This window comes from Streptomyces sp. JH14 (assembly GCF_029428675.1).
Classification (GTDB): domain Bacteria; phylum Actinomycetota; class Actinomycetes; order Streptomycetales; family Streptomycetaceae; genus Streptomyces.
In genome coordinates, this window is the sequence record NZ_JAJNEL010000001.1 from 1,033,609 (window position 1) to 1,056,581 (window position 22,973).

Here is a 22,973-nt window from a genome sequence, read left to right on the forward strand (position 1 = left end):
CGGTGCGCGCAGAACCCCGCGCACCGGCCCGTACGGATCCCCGGTCAGTCCTGCTTCTCACCGCTCGCGTAGCGCGAGATGACCAGGGCGACGATGATGATCGCGCCGTTGAGGAACTGGTTCCACAGCGCCGGGACGCCGCCCAGGGTCATCACGTTGACCACCAGCTGCAGCGTCAGTACGCCGGTCAGCGCGCCGAACAGCGTGCCTCGCCCGCCCTTGAGGCTGATGCCGCCGATGACCGCCGCGGCAAACACCTGGAAGATCCAGCCATTGCCCTGCGTCGCGGCGACGGCCCCGTAGTGGCCGGTGTAGAGAATGCCCGCGAAGGCCGCCAGCAGGCTGCCGACGGCGAGCACGATCCAGGTGATCCGGTCGACCCGGATGCCCGCGGCCCGCGCCGCTTCCGGGTTGCCCCCGATCGCGTACAGAGAGCGTCCGTGGCGCAGCCAGGCCAGTGCCGCGCCGCCGGCCGCGAAGAGCACCAGGCAGATCCAGACCGCGGCCGGTACGCCGAGCCACTGGCTCTTGCCGAGGTAGCGGAACGACTCCGGGACGTCGGTGATGGACTTGCCCTCGGTGATGCCGATATGGAGTCCGCGCAGCATGGTGAGCATGCCGAGCGTGGCGATGAAGCCGTTGACCCGCAGCTTCAGCATCAGAAAGCCGTTGATCGCACCGATCGCGAGGCCCACCAGCAGACAGAGCGGGATCGCCGACCAGGTGGGCAGCAGGCCGAGTCCGGCGAAGCGGCCGCCCTCGGTGGGCAGGACCAGCCACATCGCGACGACCGGCGCGATGCCGATCGTCGACTCCAGCGACAGATCCATCCGTCCGCAGATGAGGATGAGTGCCTGGCCGAGGACCAGCAGGCTGAGTTCGGAGGACTGCTGGACGACATTGATCAGGTTGTCGGAGGTGAGGAACACCGGCGAGACGATGAACCCGATCACCATCAGCACCAGAATCACCGGCACCAGCGAGAAGTCGCTCCAGCGGATCAGCCTGAGCCGGCTCAGCGGGCTGTCGCCGCCGAGCCCGCCCTTCAGCCCGCCGTTGATGTCGTCGGCCGCCGACGGCCGTATCGTGCCGGTCATTCCCTTTCCCCCACACCTTCCATGGCGGCGACGAGTTCCCCGTCGGTCCACCCGCTTGCGTACGTTGCCACCACGCGCCCGTGGAACAGGACGAGCACCCGGTCGCAGACCCGCAGATCGTCCAGCTCGTCCGAGACGACCACTGCGGCGTTGCCCTCGTCGGCGACGCGCCGCACGACTCCGAGCAGCGAGTCCTTGGACTTGACGTCGACACCCGCGGTGGGCCGGACCGCGACCAGCACGCTCGGCCTGCGGGCCAGGGCCCGGGCCACCACCACCTTCTGCTGGTTGCCGCCCGACAGCCCGGCGACCGGCTGTTCGGGTCCCTGCGTCTTGATGTCCAGGGACTCGATCATCGACTGTGCGAACTGCCGGGTGCGGGAGGGCAGTACGGTCCCCCACGGCCCGAGCTGGTCGGTGACCGTGAGCGTGGCGTTCTCGGCGACGCTGCGCCCCAGGACGAGTCCCTGGTCGTGCCGGTCCTCGGGGATGTAGCCGATTCCGGCGTCCAGCGCGTGCGGCACGCTCCCCGGCCGCACGGTTCTTCCCTGTACACGGACCGTGCCACCGCCGGCCCTGCGCATCCCGGCGAGCGTCTCGCCGAGCGCGGTGTTGCCACTGGCCGCGGATCCTGCGAGGCCGAGCACCTCGCCGGGGAGGACCTCGAGGTCAAGCGGCTCGAACTGGCCCTCCAGGGTGAGCCCTTCGGTGCGCAGGACGGGTTCCGCCGACGCGTCCCGTACCGCAGCCGTACCACCGCCCGCGTGCCAGGCGGCGGATGCGCCGCCCTGCTCGCCGGTCATCGCCGCGACCAGTTCGGTCTTGGCGAGCTCGACGACCGGAGCGGTCAGGACATGGCGGGCGTCGCGGTAGACGGTGACCGCGGTGCACAGTTCGTACACCTCCTGCAGATGGTGGGAGATGAACAGGAACGCCACTCCCTCGCTCTGCAGTTCCCGCAGCTTGTCGAAGAGCCGCCCGATGCCACGGGCGTCGAGCTGGGCGGTCGGTTCGTCGAGGATGATCAGCCGGGCGCCGAAGGACAGCGCCCGGGCGATCTCGACGAACTGCCGCTGTTCGACGGCGAGATCACTGGCCCGGGTACGGGGGTCGACCTGTACCCCGTACTCGGCGAGGAGCTGCTCCGCGCGCCTGCGGAGCCTGCCCCAGCTGATCCACCGTGCGCCCTCGTCCAGCCGGCCGAGGAAAAGGTTCTCGGCGACGGTCAGTTCGGGGACGACCATGGATTTCTGGTAGACGCAGGCGACCTTCGACTGCCAGGCAGCGGTGTCCCCGAAGGCGGGTGCGGGTTCACCGCCGAAGCGGACCGTCCCCGCATCCGCCTTGTGGAGTCCCGTCAGGACGCTGACCAGGGTCGACTTGCCCGCGCCGTTGCGTCCGACGAGCGCATGGGACTCGCCGGGCCGCACGGTGAGCTGCACACCGTCGAGCGCCACGGTGGGCCCGAAGCGCTTGACGACGCCTTCCGCCTCTACGGCAGGTGGTGGTGCCTGGTCCCTCATGGCTAGTTCTTCTTCTCCAGCTGGTTGGCCCACAGCTTCGGGTCGTCGACGTTGTCCTTGGTCACCAGGGGCGCGGGGAGCTGGTCCTCAAACCCGTTCGGGATCTTGATGATGGTGGAGTCGTGGTCGGTCGGGCCTTCCTTGAAGGTCTTTCCGTCCAGCGCCGCCTTGGCGTAGTACAGCGCGTACTTCGCGTACAGGTCGGCGGGCTGGGAGATCGTCGCGTCGATCTTGCCCGACCTGATGGCGTCGAACTCCTCCGGGATGCCGTCGTTCGAGATGATCGTGATGTGGCCTGCCGTACCGGCCGGCTTCAGCAGCTTCTTCTGCTCCAGCAGCGCGAGCGTCGGCTGCAGGAAGACACCGCCGGCCTGCATGTAGATGCCGTTGATGTCGGGGTGCGCGGCGAGCGTCGACTGGAGCTTGGCCGACGCGACGTCGCCCTTCCAGTCGGTGGCCAGCTCGAAGACCTCGATGTCCGGATAGTCCTTGTCCATGCAGGACTTGAATGCCTCGGACCGGTCGCGGCCGTTGATCGAGGAGAGGTCGCCCTGGAATTCGACGACCTTGCCCTTGCCCTTGAGCTGTTCGCCCAGGTACTTGCAGGCGTTGGTGCCGTACGCCTTGTTGTCGGCCCGGACCACCATGTAGACGTTGCCCTCGTCGGGGCGGGTGTCGACGCTGACGACGGGGATCTTCTTGTCGTTCAGCGTGTTCAGCGACTCGGCGATGGCGCCGGTGTCCTGCGGGGCCATCACCACGGCCTTGGCGCCCTGGTCGGTGAAGGTCTGGACGTTGGCGACCAGCTTGCCTATGTCGTTCTGGGAGTTGGTCAGCGGCAGCGCCTTGACCTCGCCGGCCTTCACTCCGCTCTCGATGTAGCTCTGGTAGGAGTTCCAGAAGTCGCTGTCGCTGCGCGGCAGGTCGATGCCGACCTTCCCGGCGCCCGCGCCGTCGTCGGTGGACTCCCGGTTGCAGCCCGCGAGGGCCGTCACAGCCAGCAGTACGGCGCAGGCTGCCGCACTCGTCGTACGCACTCTCATTGGTGTCCCGTCCTTTGTGGAGTACTGACTCGGTGGTCGGTCGGCAAAGACTGGTGCATGGTGCGGCTCAGGAGCTGGTGGAGCGGGGTCAGTCGGCGGCGGGCCGCAGCCGCAGACCCTGCATGCCGCCGTCGACGGCGAGCGCCGTGCCCGTGACGGAGGCGGCGGCGGGGCTCGCGAGGTAGACGATCGCGGCGGCCACCTCGTCGGCCGACACCAGCCGTCCCAGCGGCTGGCGGGCGTTGAGGGCGGCGCGTTCGGCGGCCGGATCGTCGGCCTGGCCGAGGAGCCGGCCGATCCACGGGGTGTCCGCGGTGCCGGGGTTGACGCAGTTGACGCGGACGCCCTCGCGGACGTGGTCGGCGGCCATGGCGAGGGTCAGCGACAGGACCGCGCCCTTGCTGGCGCTGTACAGCGCGCGCTGCGGCAGTCCGGCGGTCGCGGCGATGGAACAGGTCTGGGTGATGGAGACGGCGCCGGGCCGGTCGGCCGCCGCGCGACGCAGATGGGGCAGGGCGTGGCGGGCGGTGCGGACCATGCCGAGGACGTTGATGTCGAGGACACGCGTCCACTCGTCGTCGGCGTTGTCCTCGACGGTGCCGATGGAGCCGATACCCGCGTTGGAGACCAGGGTGTGCAGACCGCCGAGTTCGGCGGCGGCCCGGTCGACCGCGTCCCGCACGGCGCCGTCGTCGGTGACGTCCGCCTTGAGGGCGAGCGTGCCCTCGGGGGCGCCCGCGGTCTCCCGGTCGAGCACGGCAACGCGTGCGCCGCGCTCCAGCAGCAGGGCCGCGACGGCGGCCCCGATGCCCGATGCGCCACCCGTCACCAGGGCGGACATCCCTTCGAAGTCCCTTGTACCGGTCATCGGCCGACCTCCTCGGGTGTGCGGCGGGCCTGCCATACGGGGCCCTCCGGGTAGTGGTGTGCGGCGATCGACGCGGGGAGCATCCGGGCGGAGAAGCCCGGCGAACGGGGGGCGACATAGCGCCCTCTTTCGATCACGGTGGGATCGGCGAAGTGCTCGTGCAGATGGTCGACGTACTCGATCACGCGGTTCTCCCAGCTGCCGGAGACGGCGACGTAGTCGAACATCGACAGGTGCTGCACCAGCTCGCACAGTCCGACGCCGCCCGCGTGCGGGCAGACCGGCACGCCGAACTTGGCGGCGAGCAGCAGGATCGCCAGATTCTCGTTGACGCCGGCGACGCGCGCGGCGTCGATCTGGACGAAGTCGACGGCGCCGGCCTGGAGCAGTTGCTTGAACACGACGCGGTTGGCGACGTGTTCACCGGTGGCGACCTTGACCGGCTGGCCGGCCCGTACAGCGGCGTGGCCGAGGATGTCGTCGGGGCTGGTCGGCTCCTCGATCCAGTGCGGGTCGTACGGCGCGAGCGCGGTCATCCACTCCACCGCGTCGGCGACGTCCCAGCGCTGGTTGGCGTCGACGGCGATCCGGACCTCGGGCCCGACGGCCTCGCGGGCCAGGGCGAGCCTGCGGACGTCGTCGCCGAGGTCTCCGCCGACCTTCAGCTTGATCTGGGTGAAGCCGTCGGCGACGGCCTCCTTCGCCAGCCGTACCAGCTTGTCGTCGGAGTAGCCGAGCCAGCCGGGCGAGGTGGTGTACGCGGGATAGCCCTCGGCACGCAGCCGTGCGGCGCGCTCGGCGCGGCCCGGTTCGGCGGCCCGCAGGATGTCGAGTGCCTCGCCGGGGGTGAGGACGTCGGTGAGGTAGCGGAAGTCGATGAGGGAGACGAGTTCCTGCGGTGTCATCTCGGCGAGGAACTGCCAGACGGGCTTGCCCGCCTGTTTGGCGGCCAGGTCCCAGGCGGCGTTGACGACGGCGCCGGCCGCCATGTGCATCACGCCCTTCTCGGGGCCGAGCCAGCGCAGTTGCGAGTCATGGGTGAGTTCGCGGTGCAGCGCCCCGAGGTCGGCCGCGGTACGGGGCGCCGGGCGCCCGACCACGTACGGGCGCAGCGCCTCGATGGCGGCTGCCATGACCTCGTTGCCACGTCCGATGGTGAAGCAGAAGCCATGGCCCTCGGTGGCGGCTCCGGAGCGGTCCTGGCCCTCCGGGGTGCCGGTACGCAGCACGACATAGGCGGCGGAGTAGTCGGGATCGGGGTTCATGGCGTCCGAGCCGTCCAGTTGCTCCGAGGTCGGAAAGCGGATGTCGTGGACCTCGAAGTCCGTGACGGTCTGACTCATGTGCACCCCCAGGGGAATAACATCGGACCTCTGTTTCGGTCATCCGATGTATAGCGGTGCGGGAGCCTCAAAGTCCAGGGGTCGGGACGAAATCACCCCATCACAGCTCGGATGAATTCAGGGACCCATGCCCGGTTGGGCCGGTGATGCACCCCTTGCGGCCAGGTTCACCCGGCCGTGCACAGGGGCTGCGGCCCTAGAGGCCGGAAGCCGTAAGGTTGGTGCGTACGCAAGGGAACTTCGGAAGGAGGCCTGGGTGATCGAGCTCGAGGGGGTACCCGAGCTGATCGACCCGGTCATGGTGGCCGCGTTCGAGGGGTGGAACGACGCAGGTGACGCCGCCTCCTCGGCGGTCGCGCACCTGGACCGGGAGTGGAAGGGCGAGGTGTTCGCGGCGCTCGACGCCGAGGACTACTACGACTTCCAGGTCAACCGCCCGACGGTCTGGCTGGACGGCGGGGTGCGCAAGATCACCTGGCCCACCACCCGGCTCTCCGTGGTCCGCATCGGCGGGGACAAGCCCCGTGATCTCGTCCTGGTCCGCGGTATCGAGCCCTCGATGCGCTGGCGCTCGTTCTGCAACGAGCTCCTGGGCTTCGCCCATGAGCTGGGCGTGGAGATGGTCGTGGTGCTGGGCGCGCTGCTCGGCGACACCCCGCACACTCGCCCGGTGCCGGTCAGCGGAGTCACCTCCGACCCGGATCTGGCGCGGACCATGGACCTGGAGGAGACCCGGTACGAGGGGCCGACGGGCATCGTCGGCATCCTCCAGGAGGCCTGCACGCACGCGGGTGTGCCCGCGGTGAGCCTGTGGGCCGCGGTGCCGCACTATGTGTCGCAACCGCCGAACCCGAAGGCGACCATGGCGCTGCTGAACCGCCTGGAGGACCTGATCGGGGTGCGCATCCCGCTGGGCGAACTGCCCGAGGACGCGCGGGCCTGGCAGCTCGGGGTCGACCAACTGGCCGCCGAGGACAGCGAAGTGGCCGAGTACGTGCAGACGCTGGAGGAGGCCCGGGACACCGCGGAGCTTCCCGAGGCGTCGGGTGAGGCCATCGCCCGGGAGTTCGAGCGGTATCTGCGGCGCCGGGACATCGCGCCGGGCCAGGGGCCGGGAGGTCATGCGACGGAGAGCGGCGACGCGACGTATCTGCGCGACACCTCGAGCGGCCGCACCAGACCGCCGAAGCCGCCGAAGCCGGAGCCGGGGCCACCGCCCGGGACCGACCAGGGAACCGCCGGCAGGGGATCAGCCGAGCAGGGGTCCGCCGGAGAGCAGTCCTCCGAGGAGGACACCGGCCCCGAGGATTCGTCGGAGGACTGACCCTACGGTCCGAGGACACGGCCGCAGGAGTGCCGGGCGGGCAGCCCCGCCCGGCACCGCGCTGTCAGGAGCAGCTGAAGCGCGCCGCGGCCCAGTCCCCGTGGTCACCGGTCTTGGAACCATTGGTGTCGGTGACCTTCAGGTGCACATGGCGCGCACCCGCGACGTCCACGTCGACCGGCACGGTCGCCGACGCCCCGGTCACCTTCGGCGACGTCCACAGCACCTTGCCGTCCGCCTCGACGGAGAACGCCACTTCGCCGTAGCCGTTGATCTCGTCGTCGATCCCCGCATCGGCGGTGAACCTGGTGCAGCGCCCGCCGAGGTAGACCTCGATGTCGGAGTCGGCATGGACCCCGATCCCCTTCTCGTACGTCTTCCCGGCGAGGGTGAGGGTGTGCCCGTCGGCCGCGCCCGACTCACCGTTGCTGCGGTCGCGTTGGGCCGGCCCGTAGCCGTTGACCGACCTCAGCCAGACCAGATCGCTCGCCCAGGCGTCGGCGGTCGGTGGCTGGGGCATCACCGCGGCTGCGAAACGCTGGACGGTGGTGCGGGATTCACCCGCCGCCCGGTAGCGGGCGACCGCGGTGATCCGGGCCTCCCCCGCTGCGGCGTCCTTCGCCGGGGTGACCGCCACCTCGACCCGCCGGGTGGTGCCCGCCGGGATCCGGTCCACGGCCTCGGCCGGGGTGACCTGCCAGCCCTCGGGGACGTCCAGGGTGACCGAGGCGTCCGTCACATCCGCGCTGCCCGCGGTGACGTCGACGGCCACGGTGCCCGTGACTCCCGCCCCGGCCTCCTGCCCGTCCGGCGTGGAGACGACGGCCGTGGCGGAAGCCTTCTTCCCGCCGACGGCGCTGGTGTTCTCCAGCCTCAGCCTGAACTTCTTGCCGGTGTCGAGCGGCGCGGTCTTGATCTTCACCACGCCGCCGCGGTCGTCCTGGTCGTACCACCAGCCCTGCTTCGCGGCCTTGTACGCGGCCGCCGAGCTCAGCCGGGGCAGCTTGCCGGTCAGCTTGACGGCGCTCGGCGCCGATCCGGTGTGCACGGTGAACTCGTACGGGCGCCTGCTCTGCTTGCCGGTGAAGTTCCCCTTGCTCTCACCGATGTTCACGGTGATGTCGCCCGGCCCCCGGACCGGTGCCTCGACGTCGGCCCGCTGGGTGGCGTACTTCCCGTCGCGGTGCTCGCGGGTGACGCCGTCGTCCTCGTACAGCGTGAACGACGAGCGGCCCTGCGGGTAGATGTCCCAGGCCAGCGGGGAGTCCGCGGTGCGGTCCCGGTACGAGCGGATGCCCGGCCACATCGGCACACTGGCGCCGGCCTTCACGAACAGCGGCAGGGTGTCGAGCGGAGCGTTGTAGTGGTCGACGGTGGTCGGCCCCTCGTACGTCCGGCCGCTCCAGTAGTCGATCCAGGTCCCCTTCGGCAGGTAGATCCCGTCGCGCCGGGTGCTGTCCTGGTAGACGGGCGCGACGAGGAAGTCCTCGCCGGACATGAACTCGTACTTCGCCGCGTCCGTCGCCGCCCTGGGGTCGTCCGGGTATTCGAGGACGAGCGGGCGGACCATGCCGACGCCGGTCTCGGTCGCCTCGTGTGCGTACGAGTACTGGTAGGGCAGCAGCGACTCCTTGAGCTTGAGGTAGTCGCGGTTGATGGAGGTGTAGGGCTCGCCGTACCGGTAGGGCTGCTTGTCGCTGGCCGCCCAGCCGTCCATGGTCATCGTGGTGCCCAGGAACATCTTCCACTGGAGATCACGGGTATACGTCTTGGCGCTGCCGCCGAAGATGCCGTCGACGTCACCGGTGGTGTAGGCCAGTCCGGACATCGTGGCGCCCGCATAGGTCGGGATCTGCCAGCGGATGTAGTCCCAGGTGCCGTACTGGTCGCCGGACCACTGGACGCCGCAGCGCTGTGCGCCGGACCAGCTCTCGGGGGCGTACGTGAAGCCACGGGCGTCGCTGTTGTCCTCGATGCCCTGGTACGCGTCCTTGCAGCCGTCGAGAGCGAACTTGTAGCCCGAGCCGACCCAGGCGACATCGAGCTTGGCGACCCGCTGACCGGCCTTCACCTGGTCGGCGATCTTGTCGATGCCGTCCTCGGTCCACAGCCCGAGCTGCATGCCACGGTCCTGGAGGCCCTTGGCGGCCTCGGCGAGATCCTCGTAACCGCAGCCGTAGCCGTCGTTGACGAGCATCCAGCCGTTCGGCATGTCGTGCTCGACGTAGCCGTCGGCGATCTTCAGCGCGTCCAGGGTGCGGCGCTCGCCGCGGTTGGCGTTGTGCAGGTAGCAGTCCGCGTCACCGATCTCCATCCCGTACACGGGTGGCAGGAAGGGCTTGCCGGTGAGCTTCGTGTACTGCCCGATGACGCCCTTGGCATCGCCCGCGAAGTAGTAGGCGTCGAAGCGCTGTTCCTGCGCGCTGGTGGTCACCGGGTCGGTGAACGCATAGGTGTTGGGTGCGTACGTGTTGCGGAAGACGCCGTACCCGGCCGAGGAGAGGTAGAACGGCACGGAGTTGGGATGGCCCCCGTCGTCCCAGTTGTAGTCGACGCCGACCTCGACGGTCTGGTCGCGGTGCGAGGTGTTGCCGCGCCCGTTCTGCATCCCGGCGCCGTAGAACTGCTCGTCGGCGCCGCGGGCCAGGGTCTGGGTGGTCCGCTCCGAGTCCCAGCTCAGCCCCTTGGCCTCGGACCAGACGAGGCTGCCGTCGGCCCGGTGGAGCTCGAAGCGCAGCGGCGACTTGTAGGCGCGCAGCGTGACGCTGTCCGTGGACAGCTCGTAACGGTCGCTCCTCTCCTTCCACCGGGTGCGCGGCGGGGCGCCCTGCGGCAGGACTATGTCGTCGCCGGTCGGGTCGGAAAACGTGCCGTCCGGGGCGAGTTCGATACGGAAGGTCTCGTCGGAGACGAAACTGACCCGGGCCTCGGCGGAACCGGCCCTGAGGTGGTAGACGGACCCGTCCGCGGAGAATCCGCTCAGATCACCGACCGACGTGGCCTCGGGCGCGGCGGTCTCGGCCTGGGCGCTGCCGGGTCCCGCGAACACGGCGACCAGTCCCAGCAGAGCTGCAACTGCCGCCACTCTGATGCGCGTTGATGATTGCATAGAGAGCTTTTAGCGCATGACCGAGCACTTGACCATGGACAAAACGGGACCGGCCCTGAACTTCATGACGAAGTCCAGGGCCGGCCGACCGGCAGAAGTGAGCAGGTTGTTACAGCGCGACGCCCAGCAGCGCGTCGACGGTGCGCGAGACGAGACCCGGTGCCCCCTCGTCCGTACCGCCCTCGGCGAGCTGACGCTCGGCCCAGCGGTCCACGGCGGCCAGGGCCGCCGGTGCGTCCAGGTCGTCGGCGAGGGCCTCGCGGACCTCCTCGACCAGCGCGTCGGCGGAGAGCCCGTCGGGCCGAGAGACGGCGGAACGCCACCGCCCGAGCCGCTCGACGGCGTCGGCGAGCACCTGATCGGTCCACTCCCAGTCCGACCGGTAGTGGTGCGAGAGCAGGGCCAGCCGGATCGCGGCCGGGTCCACACCGTCGCGGCGCAGCGCCGATACGAAGACCAGGTTGCCGCGGGACTTGGACATCTTCTCGCCGTCCAGGGCGACCATGCCGGCATGCACGTACGCCTGGGCGAACGGGTGCTCGCCGGTCAGCACCTGGGCGTGCGAGGCACCCATCTCGTGGTGCGGGAAGGCGAGGTCGGACCCGCCCCCCTGGACGTCGAAGCCCATGCCGAGGTGGTCGAGGGCGATGGCCACGCACTCGATGTGCCAGCCGGGCCGGCCGCGGCCGAGCGAGGCCCCGTCCCAGCTCGGCTCGCCCTCGCGGGCGGCCATCCAGAGCATCGGGTCGAGCGGGTTCTTCTTTCCCGGGCGCTCGGGGTCGCCACCGCGCTCGGCGGAGAGCAGTCGCATCGCCTCGGCGTCCAGGTTGGACACCTCGCCGAAGTGCGGGTCGGCCTCGACGGAGAAGTACACATCGCCGTCGAGCTCATAGGCGGCGCCGGCGTCCCGGAGCCGTTCGACGAGCGGGACGATGCCGGGTATCGCCTCCACCGCGCCTATGTAGTGCTTCGGCGGGAGCATGCGCAGGGCGGTCATGTCCTCACGGAAGAGGGCCGTCTCGCGTTCGGCGAGCTCGGTCCAGTCCTGACCGTCGCGCACGGCCCGCTCCAGCAGCGGATCGTCCACGTCGGTCACGTTCTGGACATAGTGAACCTGCCGCTTGGTGTCGAGCCACACGCGCTGAACGAGGTCGAACGCGTTGTAGGTCGCCGCATGACCCATGTGGGTCGCGTCGTACGGCGTGATGCCGCAGACGTAGATGCGGGCGACGGGACCGGGGTCAAGGGTGATCCGTCCGCCGGTCGCGGTGTCGTGGATCCGAAGGTCGCGGCCCTTGCCAGGCAGGGCGGGGACCTCAGAAGCGGGCCAGGCATGCATGTCATGAGCGTAACCGGACGATGCTTCCGGATACGAACCGGAGGGGGATCCTGGCCGGAGAGACGGTCTTGCGCGTGCGGGACGGTCTCTCCCCGCCCCTCCCCATTCCGGCTCGGGGCAGGGCCCCTGGCCCCTCAAATACGCCGTCGAAGGCCGGGGGCCGAAGGACGGCGTCGCTCGCCGGACGGACGTGATCCGGCCACCCCCGGGGCGGAGGCCCTGGAAGGCGGTCCAGGCGGCCGCCGAGGGCAGCGGGGCCCCTGGCCGGGCCCGGTCGGGGAAAAGGGGCGGGCAGGGGAACCTCGCCCCCTCACACCGGTGGCCACGGTATGGACGGCCACCCCCCGCCCGGTTCCGGATGCCGCCCCGCCGAGCGCAAGCCCTCCACCCTCCCCCGCAACGCCTCGATCTCCTCCGGAGTGATCAGCTCCGCCAACCGGGTGACCAGCGCCTTACCCGGCATCAGCTCGGCCGCCAGCCGGCCGAGCACCTCGACGGCCTCGGCCGTCAACGGCTCGCCCGCCCACCCCCACAGCAGCGTGCGCAGCTTGTCGTCCGCGTTGAATGTCACACCGTGGTCGATCCCGTACAGACGGCCGCCCGGCGCGGGCAGCAGGTGCCCGCCCTTGCGGTCACCGTTGTTGATCACCGCGTCGAGCACCGCGAGCCTCCGAAGCCGGGGGTCGTCCGCGTGCACCAGCAGGGCCGTCTTCCCCTCACCCACCTCGGCGAGAGCAACGGCCTTCCACCCCTCCGCCGGCTCCTCGTCCTCGACGAGCGCCAGCAGCGCGGGCTCACCGTCAGCCGATTCTTCGGGCGGCCCGTCGATCCACAGCTGACACATGCCCTCCCCGTACGGCCCGTCCCGCAGTACGGTCGGCGGCACCAGCCCCCATCCCGTCACCTCCGAGATCTCGTACGCGGCCACCTCCCGCTGGGCGAGCGTGCCGTCGGGGAAGTCCCACAGCGGCTGTTCCCCTGCGATGGGCTTGTAGACGCAGGTGCGCTCCTCGCCCTCGTACGCGACCGTGCAGTAGAGCACCGCGTTGGATGCGCCGCGGATCCGACCGCGCACGGTGAGCCGGCCCTTGGTGAGCAGGGTGATCAGCTCGGGGTGCGTCAGGCCCCCCGGCGATATCCGTTCTGGCGCGGGCATACGTGTCCTTCCGGGTCGAGCGGCAGGCTGCACAGCGGGCACGGCGGGCGTCCGGCGTTGACGACGTCCAGGGCGCGCTTGGCGAACGCGCGGGCCTGCGCCCCGCTGAGCCGGACCCGGAGCATCGGCGGACCGTTCTCCTCGTCCTGCAGCATGCGTTCCTCGGCCGCCGCGAGATCGTCGTCGGAGTCCACGTCCAGCTCGACGAGTGCCTGCGCCTCGACGATCATGCGCTGTTCCTCGCCGTCCCAGGCGAGCGCCATGGTGCCGACCCGGAACTCCTCATCGACGGGCACGTCGAGTGGCGCGGTGTCGGTGACGTCCATCGGCGCCACCGCGGGCACCGGCGAGTTCCCGCCGGTCCGCCGCACCACCTCGTCGAGGAGTTCGTCGATCCGCTCGGCGAGCGCGGCCACCTGAGTCTTCTCCAGGGCCACGCTGGTGACACGTCCGCCTGAGGAGGCCTGCAGGAAGAACGTACGACGTCCAGGCAGCCCGACCGTACCGGCCACGAAACGGTCCGGGGGGTCGTAGAGGAACACCTGACGGGACACGTCCTGTCTCCCTTGAGTATTGACGGCTATGAGGCGGCGGCCGGTGTCCGGGGGGAGGGGGTCCCCGGAGAGGCGCCTACGGCGCGTCCACCCTACTGCGCGAACTGATCACGGCGCCCCAGCGCCGCCGCCGACCGCCGCATCCGTCTCCGCATCCGCGCCGGCGCTCTGCTCGCGCGGCTCCAGCGAGGCGAAGTCGCCGGTGTCGCCCAGCCGCAGCAGGAAGGGCCGCAGCCGGGTGTAGCGGATCGCGGTGACCGAGCACGGTTCGGCCTGGATCCGCTGGAAGAGGTCGAGATGCATCCCGAGCGCGTCGGCGACGAGGGACTTGATGATGTCGCCGTGCGAGCACATCACGTACACGGCCCCTTCGCCGTGCTCGGCCTCGACCCGGGCGTTCCAGTCCCGCACGGCGTCGACCGCCCGCGCCTGCATGGCGCGCATCGACTCGCCGCCGGGGAACGCCGCGGCCGAGGGGTGCTGCTGGACGACGGCCATCAGCGGCTCGTCGGTGAGTTCCGCGAGTTTGCGCCCCGCCCAGTCACCGTAGTCGCACTCGCTGATCCGCTCTTCGGTGTGCAGCGGCAGCCCCGGCCGGGCGTCGAGCAGCGGCTGCAGGGTCTCCCGGCACCGCTGCAGGGGGCTGCTGACGACGGCGGCGAGCGGCAGTGAGGCGAGTCGCCCGGGCAGTGCGGCGGCCTGGGCGACGCCGCGCTCGTCGAGGGAGACTCCGGGGGTACGGCCCGCGAGCACCCCGGCCGTGTTGGCCGTGGAGCGTCCGTGACGTACGAGGATCAGGGTGGGCATACGAGCCAGCGTAGGCCCGACGACCCCCAGGAGATGCGTCAGGGACCGGAGCAAGGAAGAATGCGCGCCGTGATCGTGGACTGTGCCATCTACCGGGACGGGCGTCGTACGGACGGACCCGCCGACTTCTCCGATGCCCTCGCCCAGGCACGGGCCACCGGGGACGCATTTCTCTGGATCGGGCTGCACGAGCCCACACAGAAGGAGTTCGACCTGGTCAGCAGCGAGTTCGGGCTGCACCGGCTGGCTGTGGAGGACGCGCTGTGCGCACACCAGCGGCCCAAGCTGGAGGTCTACGACGACTCGCTCTTCGCGGTCATCAAACCGGTGGTGTACGAGCCCGAGAGCGACACGGTCACCACCGACGAGCTGATGATCTTCATAGGTGATTCCTTCGTCGTGACGGTCCGGCACGGGGAGGGTGCACCGCTCGCCCAGGTACGCCGTCGGCTGGAGGCCGAACCGGAGGTGCTCAGGCACGGGCCGACCGCGGTGCTGTACGCGGTCAGCGACGCCGTCGTCGACCACTACATCGATGTGGCCGCCGAGCTCCAGGTCGACCTGGAGGAGCTGGAGGCGGAGGTGTTCGCACCGAGCGCCTCCGTGGACACCAAGAACACCGCGTCGCGCATCTACACCTTCAAGCGGCAGGTGCTGGAGTTCCGCCGGGCAACCGGCCCGCTGAGCGCGCCCATGATCCGGCTGGCGGGCGCCACCGTGCCGTTCGTCGACGAGCACTCGCAGCCGTTCTTCCGGGACGTGAACGACCATCTGACGCGCGCCAACGAGCACGTGGAGGGTCTGGACCGGCTGCTCTCCGACATCCTCTCCGCGCATCTGGCGCAGACGGGACTGCGGCAGAACGACGACATGCGGAAGATCTCGGCCTGGGCGGCCATGGCAGCCGTTCCGACCATGGTGGCGGGCATCTACGGCATGAACTTCGACCACATGCCCGAGCTGCACTGGGTGTGGACCTACCCGGCGGTCATCGTGCTGATGATCTGTGCGGTCGTCGGTCTGCACCGCGGGTTCAAGCGCCGCGGCTGGCTCTGACGGGGCAGCGGACCCGGCGGCAGCGCTCAGGCGTACTCGGGCGCCGGCACCGGCGGGCCGCCCAGCGCATCGCGCCGCTCGGGCGGTGCCAGGCTGACCATGCGCCGCCAGCCGACGAGGCGTTCGTACGCGTACGCACCATGGATCCCGGCGGCCAGCACCGCCGCCCTGGCCCGGGACCAGCCCAGGATGCGCCCCATGTGGCCCATCACGGCGAGGCTGACATCGCGGTACACCCGGATCTCGGTGAGCGCGCACTCCCGCAGGATGCGCTGGATCGTACGGCCGTGGCCGGACCGGGCGAAGCGGAGCAACTCCTCGTGGCAGTACGCGAGGTGGTTGTCCTCGTCGCTCGCGATCAGCTTCACCGCACGGCCCAGGTCGGGGTGGTGCGCGAAGTGCTTGCGGAGCATGGCCATCTGCTCGGAGGCACGCTGCTCGGTGACACGGCTGTGCGCGAGATACGTGATGATGTCCTGTTCGGTGAGCGGTTCGTCGCCGTTCAGCTGCTCGTGCGCGAGGCCGATGCCGTACCGCTCCAGGAGCATCGTGTAGTTGGTCTCGTGCGGCACGTCGGCCGGCGCCAGCCCGCGCTTCCTCAGCAGAGCGTTGAAGATCCGGCCGTGCTTGTCCTCGTCGGCGCCGTGTCTGGCGATCTTGGGGACCAGGGCGCGCTGGCTCACGGGGGCAAGGGCGGCGATGCGGCCGTTCTCCCAGCCTCCCTGGGACTCGCCGCCGGCAGCGATGGAGCGGAAGAGCCGGAACGACTCGTCGTTGTCGAGGATCTCCTGGAACAGCGTCTTCGCCGAGAGCATCGCTGGTGCCTCCGTACCGGTGTCCGCGGAAGGAAAGTCAAGTGCGGTACGGGGAAGTCGGCAACAGGTGCCCCGTGCGACAGGGCCGAACGGGCGAGGCGTAACCGATGGCGGCGTGGCGCGTTGTGCTGGGAGACGGCCGTGGCGGGGAAGACCCCCGAGCCCCCACCACGGCCGCAGTGCTGTCTCCTGGTGGATCCGCGCAGACGGTTACGCGAGTCCGGCCCGCTCCAGGGCGTCCGTACCGGCGCGCAGGGCGGCCAGCCGCTCGTCGAGCGTGAAACCGGCCGGGGCGAGGGTCAGCGTGGTGACACCGGCGGCGGCGTACGCCTGCATCCGCTCGGCGATCCGCTCGACCGGGCCGAGCAGGGTGGTCTGGTCGATCAGCTGGTGCGGTACGGCGGCCGCGGCACCGCTCTTGTCGCCGGACAGGTACTTGTCCTGGATCTCGGCGGCCTCCTTCTCGTACCCCATGCGCTGGGCGAGCTGGTTGTAGAAGTTCTGCTTGCGACTGCCCATGCCACCCACGTACAGCGCGGTGTAGGGACGGAACATGTCGGCGAGACCGTTGACGTCGTCGCCGACGGCCAGCGGCAGCGTCGGGCAGACGTCAAAGCCCTCCATGGTCTTCCCGGCCTTCTCGCGGCCCGCCCGCAGGTACCTGACGGCGGTGTCCTCGAGGTGTTCGGCGGACGGGAAGATCAGCAGCGCGCCGTCGGCGATCTCGCCGGTCTGCTCCAGGTTCTTCGGGCCGATCGCGGCGATGTAGAGCGGGATGTGCTCGCGCTGCGGGTGGACGGTGAGCTTGATGGGCTTGCCCGGGCCGTCCGGCAGGGGGAGCGTCCAGTGCTCGCCCTCGTACGACAGCCGCTCGCGGGACATCGCCCGGCGGACGATCTCGACGTATTCACGGGTGCGGGCCAGCGGCTTGTCGAACTTGACGCCGTACCAGCCCTCGGAGACCTGCGGTCCCGACACGCCGAGGCCGAGGCGGAACCGGCCGCCGGAGAGGGAGTCCAGGGTGGCGGCGGTCATCGCCGTCATGGCCGGCTGGCGGGCCGGGATCTGCATGATGGCCGAGCCGATGTCGATGGACTCGGTCTGGGCGGCGACCCAGGACAGCACGGTCGGGGCGTCGGAGCCGTACGCCTCGGCCGCCCAGCAGACGTCGTAGCCGAGCCGGTCGGCCTCCTGGGCGACGGCGAGGTTGTCGCCGTCCATTCCCGCGCCCCAGTAACCGAGATTGATGCCGAGCCGCATAGCCGCTCCCTTTACTGATCAGTAACGTCCGTGTGCCGGGGACTCTAGCGCGCGTCCGCGGGATCCGGCAGGGGCGACCGGATGCCGGGTTGCCCACAGGCCTCCGCCGAGTGGGGCTCTGGCCAGTAATCTCAGCGCCCATGGAGCAGAGGCATCTCGGCCGCACCGGCCTTCGCGTGTCCCGGATCGGGCTCGGCACCCTCACCTGGGGCCGGGACACCGATGAACACGACGCCGCCGAACAGCTGAAAGTCTTCTGGGAGGCGGGGGGCACGCTGGTCGACACGGCCGATGTGTACGGCGGTGGTGAGGCCGAATATCTGCTGGGGCAGCTCGTCGAGGGGCTGGTGCCGCGGCAGGATCTGGTGATCGCCACGAAGGCGGGCAGCGTGGCCGATCCGTACCGCCGCTTCGACGGCTCGCGCGGGCATCTGCTGGCCGCGCTGGACGCCTCGCTGACCCGGCTCGGTACGGATCATGTGGATCTGTGGCAGGTCCACGCCTTCGACCCGGTGACTCCGCTGGAGGAGACCCTTCAGGCGGTGGACTGGGCGGTGTCCACCGGCCGCGCCCGGTATGCGGGGGTGTCCAACTTCTGCGGCTGGCAGCTGGCGAAGGCGGCGACCTGGCAGCTCGCCTCGCCCGGCGTGCGCACCCGGCTGGCCAGTACGCAGATGGAGTACTCGCTGCTGCAGCGGGGCGTGGAGCGCGAGGTGCTGCCGGCCGCGCTCGATCTGGGCATGGGGCTGCTGCCGTCGTCCCCGCTGGGCCGCGGGGTGCTGACCGGGAAGTACCGGACGGGCACCCCGGCGGACTCGCGCGGCGCCTCGGAGCTGCTGGCCCCGTTCGTCGAGCCGTATCTCGACGACCCGGCCAGCCGCATCGTGGACGCGGTGGCGACGGCGGCCGACGGCCTGGCCACGACGGCCCTGCAGGTGGCGCTCGCGTGGGTCCGGGACCGGCCGGGGGTGGTGGCCCCGATCGTCGGCGCGCGCAACGCGCAGCAGCTCACGGAGGCATTGTCAGTGGAGGCGCTTAGTCTTCCTGACGAGATCTGCCAGGCGCTCGACGATGTGTCGGCGCCCGTGCACCGCTATCCCGACCAGGACTGGAGCACGCTGTGACTGCGCTTCCCCGGGGGGAAACCCCCGGTCCCCCGGCCGCCGCCGACGACACCGGCGTCGCGGACCCCTCTGCCGCCGCACCCGGCCCTTCCGCAGGGGACGCGGGAGCCGATGAGAGCGGGGCGGCGACGGCCGCCGATGCCGTGGAGCCGGACGGGACGGAGGAGTCCGGCGGAGCGGACGCGGCCGGCGCATCCGACGCCGGTGAGGCGGCCGACGGCGAGTCCGCTGCCGCGCTCTCCGAGGCCGAGGCCGAACTCGCCGCACAGCGCGAGCTGCGGGAGAAGATCGAGAAGCGCAAGGCCGAGAAGGACGGTCCCATCACGGCGGGCGCCAAGCTGAGCGGGCAGGCCGCCGATCTGCTGGCGGCGGTACGGGCGGTGGAGAGCGGCGAGAAGGCCGGGACGGCGTTCTTCGACTCGCCGGCGCCCGCCCCCCGCCGGGCCGTTCCCGCTCCCGCGCCGGCACGCCCCCGCGCACCCGAGCCGGTCCGCGCCCCGCAGGGCGCATCCGCGGAGGCGGTCGCCGAGGTCGCGGCCGTCCTGGCCGACGGCGGGGCGCCGCAGGCTCTGGCAGCCCCCGCCGCGGAAGCGCTGGGCGCGCAGGCGGCCGATGTGCTGCGTGCGGACCCGTGGCAGCTGCTGGCCGTCCCCGGCGTCCGGCCGGAGCAGGCCGACGGCTTCGCCCGGGCGCTGCTGGGCGACGGCTGCGGTCCGGACGACGAACGGCGGACGGCGGCGCTGGTCGGCTGGCTGCTGGAGCGCGCCGCGCTGCAGGGCCACACCGCGCTGGACGCCTCTGCGGTGCGTGCCGCGCTCGCCGAGCGTGCGGTGACCGACCCCGAGGCAGCCGTGCAGCACGCCGTCGCCGAGGGCGTCGTGCTGGTCTTCCAGGAAGGTCCGGACGAGCTGGACGACGAGGACGCCGAAGAACCGTCGGAGTCCGGCGAGCAGGACGGGGCGGCCGCCGGGACCGGGCAGGAGCCCCCACAGGTACTGCTCGGCCTCGACCGGTATGCGCTCGCCGAGGAGAGCCTCGCCGACGGTCTGGCCCGGCTGGTCAACGCCGGTGAGAAGGACGCCGACTGGTCGCAGCAGGCCGCGGCCGCCGGTTCCCCGTCGGCGGCCGAGCTGATCCGTGCGGTGGCAGCCGGTGGACTCGTCGTGCACACCGGCGGCGAGGCGGCCAGGGCCGAGCCCGCCGCGCTGATCGCCGCCGCCCGCTCCCTCGGGCTGCGGGCCCTCGGCGCCACCCACAGCGTGGACGGCAGGCGGCGGCTGGCCGAGGCGCTCGACGACCCGTCGGCGGCCGTCACACTCGCCGGACTCCTGGCGGGCACGGAGGGTCCCGGCCGGGACGAGGACGGGGCGATCGCCGTCGACCTGCTGGTCGTGCTGGACGCCCCGCAGCTGGACGTCGAGACGGCCGCGATCCTGGTGGAGTCCCTCGCCGACGGCACCCGGCTGGTGCTGAGCGGCGATCCCGGGGTGCTGGGGTCGGCAGGCGCGGGCCGGGTGTTCGCGGATGTGCTGGCCGCCCGGGCATGCCCGCAGGTCGTCTCCCGCACGCCGGATCCCGGTCCCATCGGCGAGCTGGTCTCCGGCATCGGGATCGGCGAGCTGAACCAGGTGGCGGCGCCCGGCAAGGAAGTGGTGATCGTCCCCGTGCACGACGCGGGCGAGGCGGTGCACCGCACCGTGCAGCTGGTCGCCGACTCGGTGCCGCGCGCCATCGGCGTACCCCCGGCGGACACCCAGGTGATCACCGTCGGGCACGGCGGCCCGGCGGGCACCCGGGCGCTCAACGCGGCGCTCAAGCAGCGGCTGAACCCCGGCCCCGGGCGGTTCGGCGGCTTCGACCCCGGCGACCGGGCGGTGCATGTCCCGACGCCCGGCAGGACCGTCCCCGGTGTGGTCGTCTCGGCCGACGCCGAGGGCCTGCACCTGGACTGTGCGGGCACGCCGGTCGTCGTGCCGCAGGAGCGCGTCGAGTCGTCCGTGCGCCACGGCTGGGCCCTCAGCGCCCACCAGGCGGCCGGGATGCGCTGGCCCGCGGTGGTCGTCGTGCTGCCCGGTGACGCCGCGCAGGGGCTGAGCCGGGCGTGGGTGTACACCGCGTTCAGCCGTGCGGAGCGGCATCTGTCCGTGGTGCACGGGGTGGACCAGGCGCTGCCGCGCGCGGTGGCCCAGTCGCCGTCCCAGGACCGCACGACCCGGCTGCGCGCCCTGCTGGAGGCATGGCCGGCGGCCACCGTCTGACGGCCGAAGGGGGGCGGCGCCCGGCACAGGGCGCCGCCCCCCGGATCCGGCTCCGTACGGGACGGGACGCGGTCAGGAGCTGTCGGTCGCCAGGTCGTCCAGCTCCTCGTCGAGTTCGTCCTCGTCGAAGACGGAGCTGATGTCGAAGCGGCAGACCACCCTCTGCGGGTCGGCGTCGTCGAAGGGGGCACTGAGCCACTCCCCCGCCTCCGGAAGCTCCTCGGCCGCCGAGACCCAGAGTGTGGAGTCGCCCTCCTCCAGGCCGAACTCCTGATGCCGGGAGGCGATCTCGTCCGGTTCGTACTCACCGAAGAGCACCCCGAGCGCCGCATGAACGCTGCTGCCGACGACGGCACCGGTCCGCTTGTCGCGGTCGTCGGGGTCCGCGTCCGCGATGCGCTGCGCCTGTGCGAGCAGCCGGGGCGGCTCCACCACCGCGTAGTCACGGCGGATCAGCACGCTGAGCGCGTTCGGCTCCTCGGGGCCGGTGTAGGGCGGCAGCGAGTCGCCGGCACCGGGGATCTCGAAGGGAGTGACCTCGTCGTAGCGGTCGTAGAGGAGTTCGTCGTAGACCTCGGCCGCAGCGGCCAGTGCGTTGAACGCGTCGTAGACGGCCGGGTCGTCGTCCCCCGACCGACGCTCGACCGCCTCGAGGTGCTGGTCGAGCGCGGCTTTGACGGCTTCGGCGGCGGCGCGTACCTCGGCAGCGGTGGGCTGCGCAGCATCAGACATAGTGCAGACGCTATCCGTACACAGCCTCTGCCCGCACAATAGATGCGATGCCGGAATACGAATTTGTCGACGTGTACGTGCCGCGCGGGATGTCCCGGAAGGAGACGGCCCGCCTGCTGACCGACCATGCCGAGTACGGGCACTGGGAGTTGGACCGACTGACGCTGCGCCGTGACGGCAGCCGCAGGGTGCGGCTGCGCCGACGGATCATCCGCCAGCTACGGGCCACCTGGTGAAAACGAGCGGGCCCCGCATCCGCGGGGCCCGCTCGGTCGTTACCGCCTGTGCCGGTTCCGACGTGTACCGCTACGCGGCCGTTCGGGAGCGGCGGTAGAGCACCGTTCCCGCACCGGCCAGCAGCAGACCCGCGCTCGCCGGGATGAGCAGGTCGAGCCCGCCCGCTCCGGTGTGTGCGAGCTCGACGGTCTGGGGCTCCGGCGTGTTCGGAGCGGGGAGCGGTTCGGGCTCGTCCGGGGTGACCGGCTCGTCCGGCGTGACCGGCTCGTCCGGCGTGACCGGGGTCTCGGGCGTGACCGGCGGCGTGACGTCCGTCCCGTTCTGGCACTTGTTGCCGCCGGCGGGGTTGAGGAGTCCGCCGATGGTGATGCTGTTGCCGCAGGCGTTCACAGGGATGTCGATGGGCGCCTGGATGTTGTTGCCCGAGAGGATGCCGTGCGAGCCGTGCGTGTACCCCTCCGCCCTCGCCCCGCCGCCGTGACGGTGGCCCCCGTAGCCGTGCCCCTTGTGGCCATCGTGGTCATCGGCCCGGTGCTTGCCGGTACCCACTCCGTGGTCCGGCCAGTGGTCCGGATCCGACGGGCCCGAGGGCCAGTGGTCCGAGTCCTGGTCGCCGGATCCGTGGGTGCCCGATGCGTGGGCGTCGGAGTCGTACCGGTCCGTCGCCGCATGTCCCGAACCGTTTCGGCAGGAATTTCCGGCCGCCGGATTGAGGAGTCCGACGACGCTCACGGAATTTCCGCAGCCGTTGACCGGTACATGCACCGGGATCTGTACCGAATTCCCTGACAGCACCCCCGAGGAATTCGATGCGCCGCTGTTCGCTCCCGCGTCGGCGTGCGCATAGCCACCACTCAGCGCGAGCACTCCGCCCGCGGCCGCCATGGTGATCAGGCCTTTACGCGTGACCTGTCGCATAGGTTGTTCCTGCCTTCTACCTTCCGGAAATACCCCCGGACCTGACCGTGCGGGGGCGAAGTGCCCGGTCGCCCCGGCGTGCATGGTGTGCACTCCGGGGCGACCGGACTCAAACCCTTACGGGTTGACGCTCAGGTTCAGCGGATGACGCAGGCGTTGCCGAAGGTGGGGTTCAGCAGCCCGATCACGGAGATCGTGTTGCCGCACAGGTTCACCGGCGCGTGCACGGGGGCCTGGATCACGTTGCCCGTGAGCAGGCCGTGGTTGCTGATGGAGGCGGTCTGGGCGCCCGAGTCGGCGACGGCCATGCCCGCACCGGCGAGCACCAGACCACTGGTGACTGCCGCAGCGGCGACGATCTTCTTGATCATTATTCCTCCTAGTTGGCAATACGGCCCCAGCCGCGGACC

General features: G+C 71.0%; 20 protein-coding genes. 5 read left to right on the plus strand and 15 right to left on the minus strand.

Features of this window, described 5'->3' with window-relative positions; translation table 11 throughout:
- Positions 1–44: 44 nt before the first annotated feature.
- The 5 genes from LRD69_RS04690 to LRD69_RS04710 all read right to left on the minus strand — a co-directional run bounded on the left by LRD69_RS04690 (position 45) and on the right by LRD69_RS04710 (position 5,874).
- A complete protein-coding gene (locus tag LRD69_RS04690) occupies positions 45–1,097 on the minus strand; it encodes an ABC transporter permease (RefSeq protein WP_277325274.1) in 1,053 nt (350 codons plus the stop codon).
- Entirely contained in the window at positions 1,094–2,620 is a 1,527-nt protein-coding gene (locus LRD69_RS04695; protein ID WP_277325275.1) for a sugar ABC transporter ATP-binding protein, read from the minus strand. Before LRD69_RS04695 ends, LRD69_RS04690 begins: the two co-directional genes overlap by 4 nt.
- A 2-nt stretch (positions 2,621–2,622) precedes the next feature.
- A complete protein-coding gene (locus LRD69_RS04700) occupies positions 2,623–3,663 on the minus strand; it encodes a sugar ABC transporter substrate-binding protein (RefSeq protein ID WP_277325276.1) in 1,041 nt (346 codons plus the stop codon).
- Between the two features lie 88 nt (positions 3,664–3,751).
- Entirely contained in the window at positions 3,752–4,531 is a 780-nt protein-coding gene (locus tag LRD69_RS04705; RefSeq protein WP_277325277.1) for an SDR family oxidoreductase, read from the minus strand.
- The gene (locus LRD69_RS04710) at positions 4,528–5,874 is read right to left on the minus strand and encodes an enolase C-terminal domain-like protein (RefSeq protein WP_277325278.1); all 1,347 of its coding nucleotides are present in this window, start codon (positions 5,872–5,874) and stop codon (positions 4,528–4,530) included. Before LRD69_RS04710 ends, LRD69_RS04705 begins: the two co-directional genes overlap by 4 nt.
- A gap of 256 nt (positions 5,875–6,130) precedes the next feature.
- Between LRD69_RS04710 and LRD69_RS04715 the strand changes: the two genes are divergently transcribed.
- The gene (locus LRD69_RS04715) at positions 6,131–7,198 is read left to right on the plus strand and encodes a PAC2 family protein (RefSeq protein ID WP_277325279.1); all 1,068 of its coding nucleotides are present in this window, start codon (positions 6,131–6,133) and stop codon (positions 7,196–7,198) included.
- A 64-nt stretch (positions 7,199–7,262) separates the two neighbouring features.
- Here LRD69_RS04715 and LRD69_RS04720 read toward each other — a convergent pair whose 3' ends face one another.
- The 5 genes from LRD69_RS04720 to LRD69_RS04740 all read right to left on the minus strand — a co-directional run bounded on the left by LRD69_RS04720 (position 7,263) and on the right by LRD69_RS04740 (position 14,163).
- Positions 7,263–10,307 (minus strand): NPCBM/NEW2 domain-containing protein, encoded by a 3,045-nt coding sequence (locus LRD69_RS04720; protein WP_277325280.1) that lies wholly within the window; start codon positions 10,305–10,307, stop codon positions 7,263–7,265.
- A 109-nt stretch (positions 10,308–10,416) separates the two neighbouring features.
- Positions 10,417–11,646 (minus strand): cysteine--1-D-myo-inosityl 2-amino-2-deoxy-alpha-D-glucopyranoside ligase, encoded by a 1,230-nt coding sequence (gene mshC, locus LRD69_RS04725; protein WP_277325281.1) that lies wholly within the window; start codon positions 11,644–11,646, stop codon positions 10,417–10,419.
- A gap of 310 nt (positions 11,647–11,956) precedes the next feature.
- Positions 11,957–12,802 (minus strand): SCO1664 family protein, encoded by an 846-nt coding sequence (locus tag LRD69_RS04730; protein WP_277325282.1) that lies wholly within the window; start codon positions 12,800–12,802, stop codon positions 11,957–11,959.
- Positions 12,766–13,356 carry a DUF3090 domain-containing protein gene (locus LRD69_RS04735; RefSeq protein ID WP_277325283.1) on the minus strand — a complete coding sequence of 197 codons (591 nt, stop codon included), beginning with the start codon at positions 13,354–13,356 and terminating at the stop codon, positions 12,766–12,768. Before LRD69_RS04735 ends, LRD69_RS04730 begins: the two co-directional genes overlap by 37 nt.
- Positions 13,357–13,464: 108 nt before the next feature.
- Positions 13,465–14,163 (minus strand): histidine phosphatase family protein, encoded by a 699-nt coding sequence (locus LRD69_RS04740; protein WP_277325284.1) that lies wholly within the window; start codon positions 14,161–14,163, stop codon positions 13,465–13,467.
- A 60-nt stretch (positions 14,164–14,223) separates the two neighbouring features.
- On the opposite strand from LRD69_RS04740, the gene corA reads away from it, so the two are divergent.
- On the plus strand, positions 14,224–15,219 hold the full coding sequence (gene corA / locus LRD69_RS04745) for a magnesium/cobalt transporter CorA (protein ID WP_277325285.1): 996 nt from the start codon (positions 14,224–14,226) through the stop codon (positions 15,217–15,219).
- A 26-nt stretch (positions 15,220–15,245) separates the two neighbouring features.
- Here the strand turns inward: corA and LRD69_RS04750 are convergent, their stop codons facing one another.
- Complete coding sequence (locus LRD69_RS04750; protein WP_277325286.1) at positions 15,246–16,034, minus strand: ferritin-like domain-containing protein; 789 nt, start codon at positions 16,032–16,034, stop codon at positions 15,246–15,248.
- 210 nt (positions 16,035–16,244) lie between these two features.
- Entirely contained in the window at positions 16,245–17,294 is a 1,050-nt protein-coding gene (locus tag LRD69_RS04755; protein ID WP_277325287.1) for an LLM class F420-dependent oxidoreductase, read from the minus strand.
- Between the two features lie 140 nt (positions 17,295–17,434).
- Here LRD69_RS04755 and LRD69_RS04760 point away from each other — a divergent pair, with 140 nt between their 5' ends.
- Entirely contained in the window at positions 17,435–18,418 is a 984-nt protein-coding gene (locus tag LRD69_RS04760) for an aldo/keto reductase (protein WP_277325288.1), read from the plus strand.
- Positions 18,415–20,676, plus strand: a complete 2,262-nt coding sequence (locus LRD69_RS04765) for an ATP-dependent RecD-like DNA helicase (protein ID WP_277325289.1) — start codon at positions 18,415–18,417, stop codon at positions 20,674–20,676. Before LRD69_RS04760 ends, LRD69_RS04765 begins: the two co-directional genes overlap by 4 nt.
- A 72-nt stretch (positions 20,677–20,748) precedes the next feature.
- On the opposite strand, the gene LRD69_RS04770 is transcribed toward LRD69_RS04765, so the two are convergent.
- The gene (locus LRD69_RS04770; RefSeq protein ID WP_277325290.1) at positions 20,749–21,408 is read right to left on the minus strand and encodes a hypothetical protein; all 660 of its coding nucleotides are present in this window, start codon (positions 21,406–21,408) and stop codon (positions 20,749–20,751) included.
- A 47-nt stretch (positions 21,409–21,455) separates the two neighbouring features.
- Between LRD69_RS04770 and LRD69_RS04775 the strand changes: the two genes are divergently transcribed.
- Entirely contained in the window at positions 21,456–21,644 is a 189-nt protein-coding gene (locus LRD69_RS04775; protein WP_277325291.1) for a DUF5703 family protein, read from the plus strand.
- A 70-nt stretch (positions 21,645–21,714) separates the two neighbouring features.
- Here LRD69_RS04775 and LRD69_RS04780 read toward each other — a convergent pair whose 3' ends face one another.
- Both LRD69_RS04780 and LRD69_RS04785 read right to left on the minus strand, forming a co-directional pair.
- Positions 21,715–22,563, minus strand: coding sequence for a chaplin family protein (locus tag LRD69_RS04780; protein WP_277325292.1), 849 nt, complete (start codon positions 22,561–22,563; stop codon positions 21,715–21,717).
- 137 nt (positions 22,564–22,700) lie between these two features.
- Positions 22,701–22,934, minus strand: coding sequence for a chaplin (locus LRD69_RS04785; RefSeq protein WP_277325293.1), 234 nt, complete (start codon positions 22,932–22,934; stop codon positions 22,701–22,703).
- Positions 22,935–22,973: the final 39 nt, after the last annotated feature.

Coding starts and splice junctions, on each gene's coding strand:
- LRD69_RS04690 (WP_277325274.1), bottom strand. CDS start 1,097: ATGACCGGCACGATACGGCCGTCGGCGGCCGACGACATCAACGGCGGG.
- LRD69_RS04695 (WP_277325275.1), bottom strand. CDS start 2,620: ATGAGGGACCAGGCACCACCACCTGCCGTAGAGGCGGAAGGCGTCGTC.
- LRD69_RS04700 (WP_277325276.1), bottom strand. CDS start 3,663: ATGAGAGTGCGTACGACGAGTGCGGCAGCCTGCGCCGTACTGCTGGCT.
- LRD69_RS04705 (WP_277325277.1), bottom strand. CDS start 4,531: ATGACCGGTACAAGGGACTTCGAAGGGATGTCCGCCCTGGTGACGGGT.
- LRD69_RS04710 (WP_277325278.1), bottom strand. CDS start 5,874: ATGAGTCAGACCGTCACGGACTTCGAGGTCCACGACATCCGCTTTCCG.
- LRD69_RS04720 (WP_277325280.1), bottom strand. CDS start 10,307: ATGCAATCATCAACGCGCATCAGAGTGGCGGCAGTTGCAGCTCTGCTG.
- mshC (WP_277325281.1), bottom strand. CDS start 11,646: ATGCATGCCTGGCCCGCTTCTGAGGTCCCCGCCCTGCCTGGCAAGGGC.
- LRD69_RS04730 (WP_277325282.1), bottom strand. CDS start 12,802: ATGCCCGCGCCAGAACGGATATCGCCGGGGGGCCTGACGCACCCCGAG.
- LRD69_RS04740 (WP_277325284.1), bottom strand. CDS start 14,163: ATGCCCACCCTGATCCTCGTACGTCACGGACGCTCCACGGCCAACACG.
- corA (WP_277325285.1), top strand. CDS start 14,224: ATGCGCGCCGTGATCGTGGACTGTGCCATCTACCGGGACGGGCGTCGT.
- LRD69_RS04750 (WP_277325286.1), bottom strand. CDS start 16,034: ATGCTCTCGGCGAAGACGCTGTTCCAGGAGATCCTCGACAACGACGAG.
- LRD69_RS04755 (WP_277325287.1), bottom strand. CDS start 17,294: ATGCGGCTCGGCATCAATCTCGGTTACTGGGGCGCGGGAATGGACGGC.
- LRD69_RS04760 (WP_277325288.1), top strand. CDS start 17,435: ATGGAGCAGAGGCATCTCGGCCGCACCGGCCTTCGCGTGTCCCGGATC.
- LRD69_RS04770 (WP_277325290.1), bottom strand. CDS start 21,408: ATGTCTGATGCTGCGCAGCCCACCGCTGCCGAGGTACGCGCCGCCGCC.
- LRD69_RS04775 (WP_277325291.1), top strand. CDS start 21,456: ATGCCGGAATACGAATTTGTCGACGTGTACGTGCCGCGCGGGATGTCC.
- LRD69_RS04780 (WP_277325292.1), bottom strand. CDS start 22,563: ATGCGACAGGTCACGCGTAAAGGCCTGATCACCATGGCGGCCGCGGGC.
- LRD69_RS04785 (WP_277325293.1), bottom strand. CDS start 22,934: ATGATCAAGAAGATCGTCGCCGCTGCGGCAGTCACCAGTGGTCTGGTG.